At 44.1% G+C, this 16,592-nt stretch carries 14 protein-coding genes; 9 read left to right on the top strand and 5 right to left on the bottom strand.

Going from position 1 to position 16,592, the window contains the following annotated elements; all coding sequences use genetic code 11:
• Window position 1: 1 nt before the first annotated feature.
• Window positions 2-1,339, top strand: coding sequence for a Na+/H+ antiporter NhaC family protein (locus FD716_RS14445; protein WP_139852975.1), 1,338 nt, complete (start codon window positions 2-4; stop codon window positions 1,337-1,339).
• A gap of 175 nt (window positions 1,340-1,514) precedes the next feature.
• Entirely contained in the window at window positions 1,515-2,393 is an 879-nt protein-coding gene (locus FD716_RS14450; RefSeq protein ID WP_139852976.1) for a metal-dependent hydrolase, read from the top strand.
• Between the two features lie 83 nt (window positions 2,394-2,476).
• Here FD716_RS14450 and FD716_RS14455 read toward each other — a convergent pair whose 3' ends face one another.
• Together FD716_RS14455 and FD716_RS14460 are read right to left on the bottom strand one after the other, a co-directional pair.
• A complete protein-coding gene (locus FD716_RS14455) occupies window positions 2,477-3,475 on the bottom strand; it encodes a DUF2804 domain-containing protein (RefSeq protein WP_139852977.1) in 999 nt (332 codons plus the stop codon).
• A 298-nt stretch (window positions 3,476-3,773) separates the two neighbouring features.
• Window positions 3,774-4,898 carry a CaiB/BaiF CoA transferase family protein gene (locus FD716_RS14460; protein ID WP_139852978.1) on the bottom strand — a complete coding sequence of 375 codons (1,125 nt, stop codon included), beginning with the start codon at window positions 4,896-4,898 and terminating at the stop codon, window positions 3,774-3,776.
• A gap of 209 nt (window positions 4,899-5,107) precedes the next feature.
• On the opposite strand from FD716_RS14460, the gene FD716_RS14465 reads away from it, so the two are divergent.
• From FD716_RS14465 to FD716_RS14480, 4 genes are all read left to right on the top strand, one after another.
• Window positions 5,108-6,118, top strand: a complete 1,011-nt coding sequence (locus FD716_RS14465) for an AraC family transcriptional regulator (RefSeq protein ID WP_139852979.1) — start codon at window positions 5,108-5,110, stop codon at window positions 6,116-6,118.
• Window positions 6,119-6,462: 344 nt separating this feature from the next.
• On the top strand, window positions 6,463-7,683 hold the full coding sequence (locus FD716_RS14470) for an acetyl-CoA C-acetyltransferase (RefSeq protein WP_139852980.1): 1,221 nt from the start codon (window positions 6,463-6,465) through the stop codon (window positions 7,681-7,683).
• Entirely contained in the window at window positions 7,680-9,836 is a 2,157-nt protein-coding gene (locus tag FD716_RS19445; RefSeq protein ID WP_139852981.1) for a 3-hydroxyacyl-CoA dehydrogenase NAD-binding domain-containing protein, read from the top strand. Before FD716_RS14470 ends, FD716_RS19445 begins: the two co-directional genes overlap by 4 nt.
• 275 nt (window positions 9,837-10,111) lie before the next feature.
• Entirely contained in the window at window positions 10,112-10,411 is a 300-nt protein-coding gene (locus FD716_RS14480) for a hypothetical protein (RefSeq protein ID WP_139852982.1), read from the top strand.
• Window positions 10,412-10,812: 401 nt separating this feature from the next.
• Here the strand turns inward: FD716_RS14480 and FD716_RS14485 are convergent, their stop codons facing one another.
• Complete coding sequence (locus tag FD716_RS14485; protein WP_139852983.1) at window positions 10,813-11,235, bottom strand: GNAT family N-acetyltransferase; 423 nt, start codon at window positions 11,233-11,235, stop codon at window positions 10,813-10,815.
• Between the two features lie 107 nt (window positions 11,236-11,342).
• Window positions 11,343-12,560, bottom strand: coding sequence for a class I SAM-dependent methyltransferase (locus FD716_RS14490; RefSeq protein ID WP_139852984.1), 1,218 nt, complete (start codon window positions 12,558-12,560; stop codon window positions 11,343-11,345).
• Between the two features lie 111 nt (window positions 12,561-12,671).
• Here FD716_RS14490 and trhA point away from each other — a divergent pair, with 111 nt between their 5' ends.
• From trhA to FD716_RS14505, 3 genes are all read left to right on the top strand, one after another.
• Window positions 12,672-13,313 (top strand): PAQR family membrane homeostasis protein TrhA, encoded by a 642-nt coding sequence (gene trhA / locus FD716_RS14495; protein ID WP_139852985.1) that lies wholly within the window; start codon window positions 12,672-12,674, stop codon window positions 13,311-13,313.
• Between the two features lie 136 nt (window positions 13,314-13,449).
• Window positions 13,450-14,763 carry an MFS transporter gene (locus FD716_RS14500; protein ID WP_139852986.1) on the top strand — a complete coding sequence of 438 codons (1,314 nt, stop codon included), beginning with the start codon at window positions 13,450-13,452 and terminating at the stop codon, window positions 14,761-14,763.
• Between the two features lie 128 nt (window positions 14,764-14,891).
• Window positions 14,892-15,455, top strand: a complete 564-nt coding sequence (locus FD716_RS14505) for a hypothetical protein (protein ID WP_139852987.1) — start codon at window positions 14,892-14,894, stop codon at window positions 15,453-15,455.
• Window positions 15,456-15,535: 80 nt separating this feature from the next.
• On the opposite strand, the gene FD716_RS14510 is transcribed toward FD716_RS14505, so the two are convergent.
• Window positions 15,536-16,549 (bottom strand): metallophosphoesterase, encoded by a 1,014-nt coding sequence (locus tag FD716_RS14510; protein ID WP_139852988.1) that lies wholly within the window; start codon window positions 16,547-16,549, stop codon window positions 15,536-15,538.
• Between the last annotated feature and the right edge of the window lie 43 nt (window positions 16,550-16,592).

The raw sequence follows: 16,592 nt of genomic DNA on the forward strand, positions 1-16,592 counted from the left end.
TATGACCATAGACACCACGGCTAAAACACAGGCCCGTGCGCTTGCGCTGTTACCCCTTCTTGTATTTTTAGCGATCTTTCTTGGCAGTGGAATTTACCACTCCCTCATTGGCACTGAGTTTGCTTTTTACCAAATAAAAGCGCCTGTTGCCGCTTTGCCAGCCATTATTTTGGCCATCTTGATTTATCGTGGCCCAATGAATGAAGCCATTGAAACTTTTTTATCCGGTGCGCGACACGCCAATCTGATTTTAATGTTTATGGTGTTTATGCTCGCTGGTGCTTTTGCCAGCGTATCAACCGCCATTGGTAGTGTCGAAGCTACAGTGCAATTTGGCTTGTCGATCATCCCAGCGGCTTTTGTCTTACCAATGTTGTTCATCATCTCCGCATTTATTGCTACAGCGATGGGCACCTCAATGGGCACCATTGCCGCCTGTGCACCGATTGCCTTTGGTTTTGCCAATGCCACCGACATTGGCGTGGCCTATGCCATTGGTGCGGTGGTGGGGGGCGCTATGTTTGGTGATAATCTTTCAATGATCTCTGACACCACCATTGCAGCCACACGCAGCTTAAATGTGGAACTGCGCGCCAAGTTCAGTGTCAATATTTGGATTGCTCTACCAGCCTCGATCATCACCTTATTGGTCTATCTCTTTAGCAGTCATGGCTCACAGGTCATTGCTCATCAAGACTATAATGTTTGGCTGATCTTGCCTTATTTGGCGGTGTTCTTCCTCGCCTTTAGTCGCTTACATGTCTTGGCCGTATTGACGATTGGGATCTTACTCTCTGGTCTATTGGGCATTTTAATCCAACCAGAGTTCAACCTACTCAAACTCAATAGCTCCATTTATGATGGTTTTACCGGCATGTTTGAAGTGGCATTATTGTCGATGTTCTTGGGTGGCCTCTCGACCATTATGCAAAAAGAAGGTGGCTTAAACTGGTTAATTCAACGCATCTACCGTCTGACGGCCATGTTTAAAGTCGGTCGACAACGTGCTGGTGAAATTGGGATTAGTTTTTTGGTGGTTTTTTCCAACCTCTTTGTTGCAAATAATACCGTGGCGATTATTTTAGCTGGGGATATGGCCCGTGAAGTGGCCCAAGAATATGGCGTCAACCCAAAACGTGCTGCAGCCCTATTGGATATTTTCTCTTGTGTGGTGCAAGGCTTAATTCCCTATGGTGCACAACTGTTGTTGGCCTGTTCAATTGCGAAAATCTCTCCGGTTGAATTAATTGGCAATGTTTATTACTGCTGGGTGCTGGCAGTGTTCGCACTGCTTGCGATTGCCTTCCGTTTTCCGAGAATGCGTGAGCAACACGCTTAACGCCGGCTCAATAGCCCTGTGACTTACCTCGCACAGGGCGCAACAGCATCTACCCGACTCAGTCCAAGCTATCTAAATGTCCTCTACATGCTTAAAGTTGACACTTTTAGATATGCCAGATTAAAAGCACCTCGCCATACTCTGAACGATTTAAGCTGCATAGAAAATCAATAAAATGAATGCACCTCTCCAACACACTGTTTCGCCTGTGGTCAGGCGCCATCTCGACTTTAAACTCGATCAAATTCCACGTTTTTGGTTTAACAACGATCCTTTTCGTAGCCGCATGTTCGATGCACTCAGCCTGACCTTCCCCGAAGGCGAACGTTATTTCATAAAAAGTGTACGGTTGTTCCGCGCCAAAATTAACGATCCCGCCTTACAACAACGCGTGACCGACTTTATTCAACAAGAAGCCCAACACGGGATTGCGCATGAACAAATGAATCAACAAATGAAACTGCAAGGGATGCCTGTCGATCAATTCATTCAGCGCCTAAGCCAAGTCTTCAAACATGATCTGACCTATCGCTCACCACAATTTAACATTGCCATGACGGCAGCCGCTGAACATTTAACCGCACTGATGGCCGAAACTTTTTATAGCAAAAAAGCCACTTTGGCGACTGCTCACCCCTATGTACGCGCCTTATTTGCTTGGCATGCAATTGAGGAAATGGAGCATCGTGATGTGGCTTTTGATGTGATGCAGCAAGTAGCGCATGTACCTGAAAATTTACGTAAATTTAGTTTAATTCTGATTAGCTTGTTGATGTTTAACTTCACCCTTTACCGCACCCAAGTCATGCTCAAACAGGATGGCTTTACGCTCATACAACGCATCAAGATGACGGCACATGGCTTACCGTGGTTTATCGGTAAAAAAGGGATTTTATCGAGTATGCGCACGGCCTATATGGACTGGTTTAAAACTGACTTCCACCCCAATCAACATGCTGTTCTTGAGCAATATCAAGTCTGGGTTGATACCTTAGCCGCGACTGGCGATCCGATTGCCGCAGGTGATGCACTTTGGCAAGCAGCAAGTGACTAAGCGGCGGTCATGCTGACGTGAGCTCAGCCCTTAATCAAACCAACTCACTGATGCAAATAACGAATAAATAGATATAACGAACGTTACCACTTGGCATAGTGCTGTTCGAGTAAGGCATATTCATGATCAAACACTGTGCCTTGCTCACAACCATCTAAATGAATCGTACCCGAAACCCGTGACTGCCATTGGCTAAACTGGCTCCCGACCAAACGTAAGTTTAAATTTTCATATCTGCGCCACCCCGTGGTGACCACAAGATTTAAACATTGATCCAGTGAACGAATCGACCAACGTTGTTCATCCAACTGCTCAAACAATACATCGGAGAGTGGCTGTAATACCCCATTGACCCACAAGGCATTTTCATTGCCAAAACTTTCGTTCACACCAGAAGCCAAATTTAGCCCAATGCGATTACCTTGCTCATCCCAAAAATTACAAGACAGCCAAAACCAAGAGGTTTCAGGCCGTAAAAAGCCACAGGTATCATCCAATGAAGCCAAGCTTTTGGCATCAAATTCAATCCGTTGTTTGCTTTTATTCAGAAAAAAGCCTTCAACCGCCAAGCTACTTTGTTTTTGGGTATAGGTCCAACCATTGATGCCTGTCGGACTACACATACTTAAAGGGTCGGTGCCTGCGCAAAAAATCCGTGCCTGAAATACAATTTCATCGTGTTTTTTGACCTGTAAGTAACGCACCCCATTGGCATGCTGAATATCCAGTTGAAACGGTGCCTTATGAAAATAGCTTTGATTATAATTGGGTTGTTCATCAACCACGGTATTTCGTGCGAGAAATTGAATCGAATTCCATTCAATCACTTCTTGGCTCAAATGATCATAAACATAGATAAAGCCATGCCCCGCCCAGGCAATATCTGCAATCGCCATACCGATGGTGTAATGTTCATGTTGAATTGAGCAAAATTTAAATTTTTTAAATTTTAATGATTTATGCCAACCTTCTCGGATTTTACCAAAAGGTGTTTTATAAATGTATTGATCAATATTGATGGATACAGGTAGTTCACTAAACCGTCCATAGCGTGGCTGACCATTTTCTTGAATTAAATCCATTTCAACAATCCAATCGGGTGATGGAGGACTAAGACTTTAGTCTGAGACGCTGATTATTACCGATTTCGAGGATCGATTCAAAGTGATTCAACCTTTTTTATTTTTAATAATTTTAAATAGTTATAGAAAGCAGCGTATTTTTATTCAACAGCTCAACACGTCTCGGCTGAGCATGTGAATAAATTCAACCACCTAAGCCAAAGTCAATTCGATCTAACAACTCAAAGCATCTCATCAAGTTATTCCACCGCATTGAAAATCCCTCTTAAACTCGGTGTCTTCCAAAATCAAGGCACCCTTAACTCGGCCAGTCGCCCTCACCCAATGCTTGACCCACATAGTGGTAGACCGCTTGAGAACGAGAAAATTTAATCGGCAATGCCAACTGCGCCTCTGTTTCACGACTGCCCTCAGCAAATGGTACCTGTGTAACCCAATTCCGCTCTTTGGCGAGATTTGAATTTAAGGCCTCATCCAAAGTCAGAACAGCTTCCACGCACAGATCCAATTCAGCAAAACATGCCTGCCAATACGCCAACGGTTGCATTGCAATTTTTGCCTGCACTGCCTGTTTTACGGCTTGACGATCGATCGGATCAAGTGATGCCCCCTTTTCCAGCAGAATAGGCAATGCTAGAGCCTGTGCCACACCCTGCATAAACTGTGGTTCTAGGCTGCCAATAGAAAGATAACGCTGATCTTGTGTTTGATAATAATCATAAAAGCTGCCGCCATTGAGGATGTGTTGCTCTGGGTGTTGCTTTTGCTGACCCGCCAAACTTGCTGCTGCAGCCATATTATTTAAGCTCACCACACAATCAGTCATCGAGATATCAATATACTGCCCCAGACCACTTTGCTGCCGCTCAATCACGGCGCTTAAAATCCCAATCACCGCATGCATCGAACCACCTGCAACATCAGCCATCTGCACGCCCATCGGAGGTGGTCCACTGTCTTGGCGGCCACTATGTCCAGCAATACCAGACAAGGCGAGATAGTTAATGTCATGCCCAGCCTTGTCTTTGTAACTGCCTGTTTGACCATAGCCGGTAATTGAACAATAGATGAGTTTCGGATGAATCGCGGCCAATGTGGCGTAGTCAAGCCCAAGCCGTTGCATAACACCGGGGCGAAACTGCTCAACCACAATATCAAACGATTTTATTTTCTCATGAATCAGTTCAATGTTTTTAGGATCTTTTAAATCCAGCGCAATTGACTGTTTGTTACGGTTCAAATAACGGTGTGCCGTGGCTTGCCCGTGGGCATAGGGTGGTAAAACTCGAATTAAATCAGGTCGTGTTGGTGATTCAATATGAATCACTTCTGCGCCCAAATCTGCAAGATATAACGTTGCAAATGGCCCTGGGAGTAATGTTGAAAAATCGAGAACTTTCAATCCGTGTAAAGCACTTGTCATGGTTTTCCTTCCAATTTATTCTTGATTTGCATCCAGTCTAAAAACACAAAATAATCAGGACAATGTCACATTCAGCCATTTACCTTGATCATTTCGGCAATTTAACATGTAAAAAATGGATTTGCGCTGTTGTAAATCGCCAGTTTAACTATTTTTAGCGTCATTTAGGTCAAATATTCGTGAATATCAAAGAAAGTGAAGGATTTAATATGAGCCGGGATACCATTAGTATCCATTTCGTTAATGCAGCATTAACCGGCGTCAAACGTTTGGGCATGGATGTCGAAACTTTGTTATCTCACGTCGGCATTGAAGCAGAGCTACTGCGTCAACCGAAAGCGCGTATTTCACCTGAGCAATATACGCGTTTTGTGAAAATGCTGTGGATGGTCACCCAAGATGAACACGTCGGCTTCGACACCCAACCGCGTCGCTTGGGTAGCTTTGCGATTATGTGTCAGCTCATCATTCATGCCAAAACATTAGGCGAAGCGCTAGAGCTTTCCTCACAATTCTATAAATTGTTTGGTGATGAATGGTCTGTTTCGGTCGAACGTGACAAGCACGAAGCGCGTTTGGTACCACTCATTCCCAAAAATGCAGACCCTGATCATTATATTACTGAAAGTATCCTGATGATTTGGCACGGTTTAGCCTCTTGGTTGATCGATCGTCGTATTCCCTTAGAACGCGTACATTTCAACTATGAACGCCCAAGTCACGCTGACGAATATGATGCCTTATTCTTTGCACCTGTGATGCAATTTGATTCACTGCGCACAGAGATTACCTTTGCAGCCGATTATTTAGATCTGCCGATACGCCAAGATGCCAATACACTTGAAGAATTTTTAAAAGCCGCACCAGCACAATTGCTGGTGAAGTTTAAAAACAATAACTCGCTCACCTCACGTATTCGTGACGTCCTGAAAAGCCAAATTGGTGAGGAAATGCCAACCCTTAACGATGTGGCTTCGATGCTGTATCTTTCTCCGCAAACGCTTAGACGTCGTCTGGCTGCTGAAGGAAAAAGTTACCAAGGCGTGAAAGATGCGCTGCGTCGTGATGCTGCAATTCACTTATTGCTTAATCAACATCTCACCCTTGAAGATGTGGCCCAACAAGTTGGCTTTAGTGAAACCAGTACCTTCCACCGCGCCTTTAAAAAGTGGACCGGTGTGACACCAGGCCTCTACCGTCAGTTGCATGGCTATCACTAACCCCCCATTTTTAAATCGTCTAAAACCGCCTTAAAGCACTGGCTTTCAGGCGGTTTTTATATGCTGGTTTTAAGTGCTTGTAGTCAGTTCAAGTATCCAATGCAAATGTCGCCCAAGCCCACGCTGCTGTGCTTGGGCTTTTTTCTGCTTAAAAATTGGACTGCTTCTGTGGCAGTTCCTGCGCTATTTTCCATATTGGCAAAATAGCTCTTGATCTGGCCCGTTCTCGTTCTTGCACTTCAAAATCGATACGCTACACTCAAATGCAGTCGGATTAAAACAAGTTGATTAAAACAAGTTGAGAAAGCCCCCTCAAAAACCATGACAACACACAAGGAAGCATTATGAGCGAAGCCTACATCATTGATGCCATCCGCACACCACGCGGAAAAGGGAAAAAAGATGGATCACTCTACGAAGTCAAACCGATTACTTTACTAAGCAACTTACTCAAAGAATTACAAATACGGCATCAATTTGACAGTGCCCTGGTCGATGACATTGTGGTGGGCTGTGTCACCCCAATCGCAGATCAAGGTGCAAATATTGCCAAAACTGCCGCAATTGCAGCAGGTTGGGATCATGATGTTGCCGGTGTACAAATCAATCGCTTTTGTGCCTCTGGTCTTGAAGCAGTCAATCTCGCGGCACAAAAAGTCCGTTCGGGTTGGGAAGACTTGGTTGTGGCAGGTGGGGTTGAATCGATGTCACGGGTCACGATGGGCTCCGATGGCGGACCTTGGGCACTTGATCCTGAAACCAATGTGGCTGCTGGCTTTGTCCCACAAGGCATTGGCGCAGATCTAATCGCTACACTTGGCGGTTTTAGTCGAACTGATGTCGATCGTTTTGCCGTGCAATCCCAACAAAAAGCAGCTGCTGCCCAAGCACAGGGGTATTTTGATCGCTCCGTTGTGCCAGTAAAAGATAAAGCTGGGGTCTGTATTTTAGCCAAAGATGAATTTATTAAAGCCAATACCAGCGTTGACGGTTTGGCAAAACTCAATCCAAGCTTTGCCATGATGGGACAAATGGGCTTTGATGCAGTCGCATTACAGCACTATCCTGAAGCCATTCAAATCGACCATGTCCACCATGCTGGCAATGCATCGGGTATTGTCGATGGTGCTGCTCTGGTACTGTTGGCCTCGGAACATGCGGTAAAAACCCTCGGTCTAAAACCACGTGCCAAAGTGCTGGCCACAGCATTGGTGGGTACCGACCCCACCATTATGCTGACCGGTCCTGCGCCTGCTGCACAGAAAGCACTTGCCAAAGCCGGCTTAAGTGTTGCTGATATCGACCTGTTTGAAGTCAATGAAGCCTTTGCTGCGGTGGTGCTGCGCTTTATCCAAGAACTAGATGTACCTGCCGACAAAGTCAACGTCAATGGTGGCGCGATTGCCATGGGCCATCCCTTAGGCGCAACCGGTGCAATGATATTAGGCACCTTACTTGATGAACTAGAACGTCAAGGCAAAAAACGTGGATTGGCAACCTTGTGTGTGGGTGGTGGTATGGGCATTGCGACCATCATTGAGTTGGTATCAGGAGCAGAACAATGAGTGCGATTCAATTTGAAAAAAATGCAGATGGCATTGTCATTCTAACTTTAGATTCACCCAATCAATCTGCCAATACCATGAATGCCGATTTTCGTGCAGCACTCGAACGCACGGTTGAGCAGCTTAAAACTGAAATTGCCACGCCCTCAAATCCGCCAATCAGCGGCATTATTTTCCGTTCTGCCAAAAAAACCTTTTTCGCAGGGGGCGATTTAGATGAGTTGATTCAAACTCGCCCCGCAGACGCCACTGCATTTTTTCAGATGGTGGAACAATTAAAAGCGGCCTTCCGTTGTATCGAAACACTGGGCCTGCCTGTGGTGGCAGCCTTAAATGGCACGGCGCTTGGCGGTGGTTGGGAAATTGCATTGGGTTGCCATTATCGAATTGCCTTAAATGACCCGAAAAGCACATTTGGTTTACCCGAAGTCACTTTAGGCTTATTGCCCGGTGGTGGTGGCATTGTACGCATGGTGCGTTTACTTGGGTTGCAAACTGCACTGCCACTGTTGCTTGAGGGCAAGCAGTTTGGCATTGCCCAAGCGCGAAGTTTGGGGTTAATTCACGATACTGCCGAGAGCACACAAGCACTGCTAGATAAAGCTATTGCCTGGATTAAAGCCAATCCAAAATCGCAACAAGTCTTCGATGTCAAAGGCTATAAAATTCCGGGCGGTGATCCTAAAACTCCGGCTGTGGCACAAATGCTCGCGATTGCCCCTGCCATTTTACGTGACAAAACCAAGGGCTGTTACCCAGCACCTGAAGCGATTATGGCGGCCGCAGTTGAAGGCGCTCAGGTTGATATTGATACCGCACTCCGGATTGAATCACGTGCCTTTACCGAATTGGCAATTGGGCAAGTCTCTAAAAATATGATCGGCACTTTTTGGCATGGTCTAAATGCAATCAAATCCGGTGCCAGTCGTCCCAAAGATCAACCGAAATGGCAAGCCAGCAAAGTCGGCATACTTGGCGCAGGCATGATGGGCGCAGGCATTGCCTACGCCACCGCCAGTAAAGGCATTGCAGTGGTGCTTAAAGATGTCAGTATCGAAGCGGCTGAAAAAGGCAAAGCATATAGCCAGAAATTACTTGATAAACGAGTTAGCCAAGGCCGCCTCTCTGCGGAAAAGCGTGATCAAATCCTCGCCCTCATCCAACCGACCGTGACAGCAACCGACTTGGCTGGCTGTGATCTCATCATTGAAGCGGTGTTTGAAAATCCAGCACTGAAAGCTAGCGTTACCCAAGAAGCGGAACCATTCCTCGCCGCGGATGGTGTGATGGCCTCCAACACCTCAACCCTTCCGATTAGCCAATTGGCACAGGCCAGTGCAGATGCCAGCCAGTTTATTGGACTACATTTCTTTAGCCCCGTCGACAAAATGCAATTGGTTGAAATTATTAAGGGTCAGAATACCTCTGCCGCGACCGTGGCCAAAGCCTATGACTTTGTACAACAGATTGGTAAAACCCCAATTGTGGTCAATGACAGTCGTGGCTTTTTCACCAGCCGGGTCTTTGGTACCTTTGTCCAAGAAGGTCTACGCCTCTTAGCCGAAGGTGTACATCCCGCCAAAATCGAGATGGCCGCCTTAAAGGCTGGTATGCCCGTCGGCCCCTTGGCGATTCAAGATGAAGTATCCCTCACCTTGTCTGAACATATTGCCACAGAGGCACGCAACGCCTTAACAGCTGAAGGAAAAACCGTAGCCTATTCAAGCGCGGATGAGCTACTTGCATGCATGATTCACCAATTTGGACGCAAAGGCAAAGCGGCTGGTGCAGGGTTTTATGACTATCCTGAAAATGCAAAAAAACAACTCTGGTCTGGCTTAGATCATTGGTACCAAGCCGATGTCGTTATTTCAGAACAAGAGATGATTGACCGCTTTTTGTTTGTACAAGCGCTAGACACTTTACGCTGCCTTGAAGAAGGAGTATTAACTTCGGTAGTAGATGGCAATGTCGGCTCGATTTTTGGGATTGGCTTTGCCCCGTGGACAGGCGGTGCAATTCAATTTATAAACCAATATGGACTGGTACGTGCCTTGAGCCGATCTCAAGCACTTGAAATACAGTATGGTGCACGCTTTAAAGCACCTGCATTATTGATCGAACATGCCCAATCAGCAGATCCGATCAGCTAAGTCACTTTATACGCAATACATTGTGTACCAGCGGGTTTAGACCAGCTGGTACATTCCATCTGCACTGATTTTCTCGCAAAAACCACTCCAAACATCGCCAACCGATAACAGCAAGTGTAGATGTGACCATCGATTCAGATGATTTTCATTTCAGCGAACGTGCCATCAAACTTTAAATTCCAATCGCCGTGTTTTGATGATTTGGATCAGTTTTTCACAGAATGGCTGTGCTATCATGAGCGCCATTTTGAATATTTCACTTCGGAATCTAACGCATGAATGACATCGTTACACCTGAAAAAAATGCTTGGGGCTGGAAAGGCGCCATCATTGCTGCGGTACTCAGTGTATTATTCTTGGCTATTTTTTATTTAGCCATGAGCAATGAGCCGGACTACATGCCAAGCCAACAAAATAAGCCGACGCAACAACATGCATTCAAAAATGCACCAAGCATGTCCGCTGAAGCGATGGCTGAAGCACAACAGCAAAAACTTGCGCGTGAAGCTGCTGCAACAAATAAAGCAGCCGAAAATCATAACGCTGCGCCTGCTGAATCCGCACACGGTCACTAATCGATATCGCGATTAAAAGACAATTGAAATGAAACTGTAAAATAATCAAGATCTTCGGATCTTGATTATTTTACACCTCAATGTTGCTGACTGGCACAGTCCAATATACCGACTCCGTCCACCAAATCCGCTATCCCCAAGTTCCCGAATCGCGAGGTAGTGATTGATTGGCCCGTTCTCTTGTCGATCATTACGACTGCTACTGTATCTTGCATCACTATGCTAAAAAATTTGGGACTGAATAACCTTCCAATGTGCACGTGGCTGATCGCTTGGACTATTTCATAGGTTTCATAGGTAATCACATTCCTTGTGCTGTTGATTGCCCTTTCCACTGTGAGGGAAATGACATCAGCAATGGTTGAATCCTGCTGAGTGCAACCACAACAACGGTTAAACTCTTATAATGTCATCACCATATCGACATGCGGAATCCCACAGTCTAAATAGGACTCGCCTTGCACCGCAAAGCCAAGCCCACTATAAAATTGTGTCGCATGTACTTGTGATGAGAGGATCAGTTCTTTGCGCTGTTGCTGTTTTGCCAAAGCAATAATCTCTTGCATGACAAGCTTACCAATCCCCTTACTGCGATACTCTTTAAGCACTGCCACACGCCCAACATGATCATTGCTCAGCAGCCGCGCTGTGGCAATTGGCTGATCTGCATCATAGACCACAAAATGAGTTGAAATCGGATCTTGATCATCCCATTCATCTTCGGGGGCGATATCCTGCTCTAAAATAAATACCAGTTCACGGATGTGTTGTGCATGCTGTTGCAGGCTGTGCCAATCCCCGACAACGACAGTGAATTCAGACATTTTCTTTCTCCAAATTAACCTAGCTTTGATGATGCGTTGATCTAAAATAGTTGCTTTGCTTGATTCAAGTCAGTGTAGTTGAGTTTGCTAAAAAACACTTTGCCTGCCTAACACTTTTTACCTAAATCATGTTGTTCCCATTGATCACTCAACAGCAACTCCAAAGAATGCTTTTTAATCCCATAATGCTGTTTAAGGGCTTTAATTTGTTCTAAAACAAGTGGATCTGGTTCAGTGAACTCTCGACGTTTGGTCGCCAAAATCATTTTATTTTTACTGGTATGTTCAAGTGCTACAAATTCAAATACTTTAGATTCATAACCATAAGCTTTGAGCAATAACGCGCGAATGGTATCGGTGAGCATTTCGGCTTGCTGTCCTGCATGAATCCCAAATTGTAGCATCGGTTGCAGTAATACTGGGCTTTGCATTTGTGGGCGTAACTCTTTATGACAGCACGGCGCACACATAATCACAGAAGCATTCAAACGGATACCGGTATGTATGGCAAAATCAGTCGCAATATCACAGGCATGCAATGCAATCATCACATCTAAATGTTCGGGTTGATAACTTCTGACATCGCCTTGGAAAAATTCCAATTGGCTAAATTCGCTCTTTTCTGCGACTTTTTGACAGAACTGCACCATCTGATCATTCAGCTCCACTCCAGTCACCGATGGCGTCTGCTGCTGTTTCAATAAATAATCATACAGGGCAAAGGTTAAATAGCCTTTGCCCGAGCCAAAATCCACCACCTTCAAAGCGTGGTCCGAGCTTGGAATTTGGCTCAGTGCATTCGAGAAAATTTCCACAAATTTATTAATCTGCTTCCATTTACGCGCCATGCTTGGAATCAGTTGAGCCTGAGCATCACAAATCCCCAAATGCTGTAAATAGGGACTGTTCTGATCGAGCAGACGATTTTTCTCCCGATCATGACTGGTTTTGCTGGCTTGCACTGAACTTGACTGGATTTTGTGCTGTGTCAGCAGAACTTTCTTTTTGGTTTTCTTAAGCTGCACTTCGTGGAGTGTGCTGAATAAATTGGCTTGCTTGGACTGACTCAACAGTAACTCAATTTCGATAATCGCCTGATCAGGCTCAAAATTTTGTGTGACATCTTGGGTTTTATACTTAAACACACACTGAATAATAGGACGATTCTGCAATTCAATCCGTCGCATACTGATTTTTTCTAAATCGACACGCTCACCTTGATATTGGCTCAAAACCAAGCGCTCAAACTGATTTGTGGCAATGGCTTGCTGAACAGCAGTTAAAAATTGTTGTTCTTGATCTGTAGTTGACGCCGCTGCGCACATAAGTTAACTCTTGGCAATGAATAGCAATAGACGGCTTATTTTAGAGGGTCTTACCAAAAAGGCAAAACTACTTTACTATACAAGTGTATTTTTAATCATAAAGAAGCCCAAATGACCGTATCTCTAGCAGCTGCCTATGATCCACGGGAAGAAAAAATAAATGCAATTAGTCATGCTATTGGTACTTTTTTAGCGCTGGTCGCTGGTATTCTACTGCTCATCAAAGGCCAGTATCTGAGTCCTTGGCAATTTTTTGGCTTGATTGTCTATGCCGCCAGTATGGTATTACTCTTTTTAAGTTCAACCATTTACCATTGGTCACAAGATCCCGTAAAGCGCCGTTGGTATAAAAAACTCGATCACACCGCGATTTATTATTTAATTGCAGGTACCTATACCCCCTTTCTCAGTATCGGCATTCCAACCACCAAAGCGCATTATTTGTTAATTGCACTGTGGGTGATTGCTGCAATTGGCACATTGTTCAAGTTGGTATTTATCCACCGCTTCGAAAAAATTTCGCTGATCGCCTATTTATTGATGGGCTGGTTAGCGGTTTTAGTGATGGATGATATGCACCATTACTTAAGTCGTGATTGCCTGACTTGGTTGATTATAGGTGGTCTTGCTTATACCGTAGGTGCATTGTTTTATGCATTAAAAAGAGTAAGATACACTCATGCCATCTGGCATATTTTTGTTTTGATAGGGGCGGGATCACATTTCTTGGCGATTTATCTTTACATTCTATAATCCTGTGGGGTTCGATATTCAGTGACCCTGAGACGGCAACTAATGGACTAGACCGCTGCTTTTTTAAGAAATTACGCCTTTTTTAAAAAATTACGCTTTAAAACGAATTCTAATTTTACAACGTATAGGGTGCAACATGGCGTCATCAACTCCAAGCATAACTACAGAAATACCCACCAACTCCAAAGCCCGCGTGTTATTTGCAAGCTTGGTCGGCACCACCATCGAATTCTTTGATTTCTATATCTATGCAACAGCTGCGGTACTGATTTTTCCACATCTGTTTTTTCCAACCAGTACCGATCCAACCACTGCAACGATTCAATCGCTGGCCACTTTCGCCTTGGCCTTTATTGCGCGGCCAATTGGTGCGGCAATCTTTGGTCATATGGGCGACCGTATCGGTCGTAAAGCGACGCTGGTCGCAGCCCTGCTCACCATGGGGATCTCCACTGTTTTTATTGGTTTATTACCTACCTATGCACAAATTGGTATTGCAGCACCGCTGCTCCTTGCCTTGTGTCGTTTAGGTCAAGGTTTAGGTCTGGGTGGAGAATGGAGTGGTGCTGTCTTATTGGCCACTGAAAATGCACCAGAAGGCAAACGTGCATGGTACGGCATGTTCCCACAATTGGGTGCACCATTAGGCTTTATTCTTGCAACCGGTTCTTTTCTACTGCTTGGTGCATTAATGTCAGATGAAGCCTTTATGGCTTGGGGCTGGCGTATTCCCTTCATTTCAAGTGCCGTACTGGTGATTATTGGTCTGTATATCCGCTTGAAATTGCATGAAACACCTGCATTCCAAAAAGTATTAGACACTCAAAAAGAAGTGAATGTTCCATTTAAAGAAGTCTTCACCAAACATTTTCCAATGCTGATATTGGGCACAGTCGCTGCGATCTGTACTTTTGTAGTGTTCTACTTAACCACTGTTTTTGCATTAAACTGGGGAACCACACAACTGGGTTATAGCCGTGGTGAATTCTTAAAATTACAACTCTTAGCCACCTTATGCTTTGCAGCATTCATTCCTTTGTCTGCTGTTTGTGCTGAAAAATTTGGCCGTAAAACCACGTCAATCGCCGTATGTCTAGCAGCCGCTGTCTTTGGTCTGTTTTTCTCTTCGATGCTGGCATCGGGAAGCACGTTTATTGTATTCTTATTTTTGTGTTGTGGCCTTGCGCTTATGGGCATGACCTATGGACCAATTGGTACCGTACTTTCAGAGATTTTTCCAACTTCTGTACGTTATACCGGTTCAGCCTTAACCTTTAACTTAGCTGGAATTTTTGGTGCTTCATTTGCACCACTCATTGCGACTAAGCTGGCCACTGAATATGGTCTTTATGCTGTTGGTTATTATTTGAGTGCGGCATCTATTCTTTCACTTTTGGCCTTCTTGGCGATTCGTGAAACAAAACATGATGATGTCAACAATCAGATTTAATGCTAAGCGTATTGTTCAGAAAGCCAGTATTTATACTGGCTTTTTTATTAGACAAAAATCTAGAATACGCACCACAAATAATAAACACGCGAAAAAAATAAGATTTAAATTAAAAAAAGGAATTCAAAATGCGCCAACTCAGTAGTACTGAACGTGAGCAAGTTCTGACTTTTATTCAACAAAGTCAAAAAATATTAGCCATCAAATATATACGTCATTTATTCAATTATGGCGTATCAGAAGCCAAACATGATGTCGAACAACTGATGATTAATCCAGACTTTGAACCCCAAATTAAGGAGCAACAATCCGATCAACCATCCGATGCGCTCTATCAAAACCTCGAACACAACGAAAATACCCTCGAGCTTTTTCTAACCCGCAATAACGGCGAAATACTGCTTATTGATGAGCAGCATCCCGAATGGCGTGCGGTTATGCTGCATTTTAATGCACGGGAATTTTCGACTAAACAAGATTATATCAATGCGATGCGACTCAAACGCAATGCCGAGGATCTCGCCTCAATACAGCAACAACATCAAGATCAACAAATCCGAAATGCTTCGATGTATTACAAAAATCTGCTTCAAGCACTGCAAATTCAAGACCGCAAAAACAATTTAATCATCGCTATATCTACTGTGACGATTCTCACGATTTGCACAATGTATCTGATGGTTGGCCATTAGGAAAAATCGTGACAGTGCAATCAGCTTTTTAGCTCTGACTGCATCAATACCCACTTTAGAGGATGTAATGCAATCCCCAATTAACTCAATTCAATAATATCAATGGTTGGTGGTGCACGAAAACGTAAAGGCACACCAACCATTCCAATCCCAAGTGTCACAAAAACATCTGCATTTTCATGGCTATATAACCCACGCTTATGGCCTAAAATCGATACCTTTTTCATCACATAGTTGGTCAACCATGGCAATTCAACCTGCCCACCATGGGTATGCCCCGATAGCATCAACGGTCGTGTTGGCAGATTTGGTACCATATCCACCGTGTCTGGGTTATGCGATAAGATTAACCATGGCTTGTCTTGCGGAAGTTCTGGCATATCACGCATATCCGATTTCCCCGCCCATAAATCGCCAACGCCAATTAATCTAAACTCATCAAAGTCTACAATTTTCCCTTCAATATCAATCACATTATTATTGCTTAATGCACGTTGTAATAGTTCTTGGATCGGTGGACCTGGATATTGTTCATCATGATTACCATTGACCGAATAAATAGGCGCTTGAATTTTTTTAAGGATTGCCAATTCTTGTTCTAGGTGGTTTTCCGGCTCATAGGTCCAATCTCCAGCAACTACAACAAAATCAGGTTGTTGCTGATTAATCTTCTCCACCACATGTTTGAGTTGACGCTCATGACCAGAGAATAAACCGACATGTAGATCCGCAATTAATGCCACACGAACGGGTTTTTTAAAGCCTGTATCAGTCACACTTAATTTGTATTTCATCTGATGAATTTTAATAAAATGTGGCTCAATAAAGCGTGCATAAATCAAAACAGTGCTTAAAACACAAATAAAAATACTTTGATGCAGAGAGTAATAGCCATACCAGCCGGAATAAGCACTAAATAAGACCATTGGAAACAATAAGTAAGAGAGATAAAATGCCAACAGATGTACGAAAGACTTAAAAGGATGTATGGTTTCAGTTCGTGATTGACTGATCCACGCTTGTGCAATCCCCCATATTGCAAGTACTGCAAAACTGATATAAAAGCACAAAATTACGGAATTCGTCGTCCACATACACTCACTCATTTTTTTTGAAAAATTGACCTTCGGTTTAAAT

The sequence above is a fragment of the Acinetobacter pullicarnis genome, from assembly GCF_006352475.1.
GTDB classification, from domain to species: Bacteria; Pseudomonadota; Gammaproteobacteria; order Pseudomonadales; family Moraxellaceae; genus Acinetobacter; species Acinetobacter pullicarnis.

Excerpts from the sequence above, each read along its gene's own strand:
- FD716_RS14445 (WP_139852975.1), top strand. The coding sequence starts at position 2 with ATGACCATAGACACCACGGCTAAAACACAGGCCCGTGCGCTTGCGCTG.
- FD716_RS14450 (WP_139852976.1), top strand. The coding sequence starts at position 1,515 with ATGAATGCACCTCTCCAACACACTGTTTCGCCTGTGGTCAGGCGCCAT.
- FD716_RS14455 (WP_139852977.1), bottom strand. The coding sequence starts at position 3,475 with ATGGATTTAATTCAAGAAAATGGTCAGCCACGCTATGGACGGTTTAGT.
- FD716_RS14460 (WP_139852978.1), bottom strand. The coding sequence starts at position 4,898 with ATGACAAGTGCTTTACACGGATTGAAAGTTCTCGATTTTTCAACATTA.
- FD716_RS14465 (WP_139852979.1), top strand. The coding sequence starts at position 5,108 with ATGAGCCGGGATACCATTAGTATCCATTTCGTTAATGCAGCATTAACC.
- FD716_RS14470 (WP_139852980.1), top strand. The coding sequence starts at position 6,463 with ATGAGCGAAGCCTACATCATTGATGCCATCCGCACACCACGCGGAAAA.
- FD716_RS19445 (WP_139852981.1), top strand. The coding sequence starts at position 7,680 with ATGAGTGCGATTCAATTTGAAAAAAATGCAGATGGCATTGTCATTCTA.
- FD716_RS14480 (WP_139852982.1), top strand. The coding sequence starts at position 10,112 with ATGAATGACATCGTTACACCTGAAAAAAATGCTTGGGGCTGGAAAGGC.
- FD716_RS14485 (WP_139852983.1), bottom strand. The coding sequence starts at position 11,235 with ATGTCTGAATTCACTGTCGTTGTCGGGGATTGGCACAGCCTGCAACAG.
- FD716_RS14490 (WP_139852984.1), bottom strand. The coding sequence starts at position 12,560 with ATGTGCGCAGCGGCGTCAACTACAGATCAAGAACAACAATTTTTAACT.
- trhA (WP_139852985.1), top strand. The coding sequence starts at position 12,672 with ATGACCGTATCTCTAGCAGCTGCCTATGATCCACGGGAAGAAAAAATA.
- FD716_RS14500 (WP_139852986.1), top strand. The coding sequence starts at position 13,450 with ATGGCGTCATCAACTCCAAGCATAACTACAGAAATACCCACCAACTCC.
- FD716_RS14505 (WP_139852987.1), top strand. The coding sequence starts at position 14,892 with ATGCGCCAACTCAGTAGTACTGAACGTGAGCAAGTTCTGACTTTTATT.
- FD716_RS14510 (WP_139852988.1), bottom strand. The coding sequence starts at position 16,549 with ATGTGGACGACGAATTCCGTAATTTTGTGCTTTTATATCAGTTTTGCA.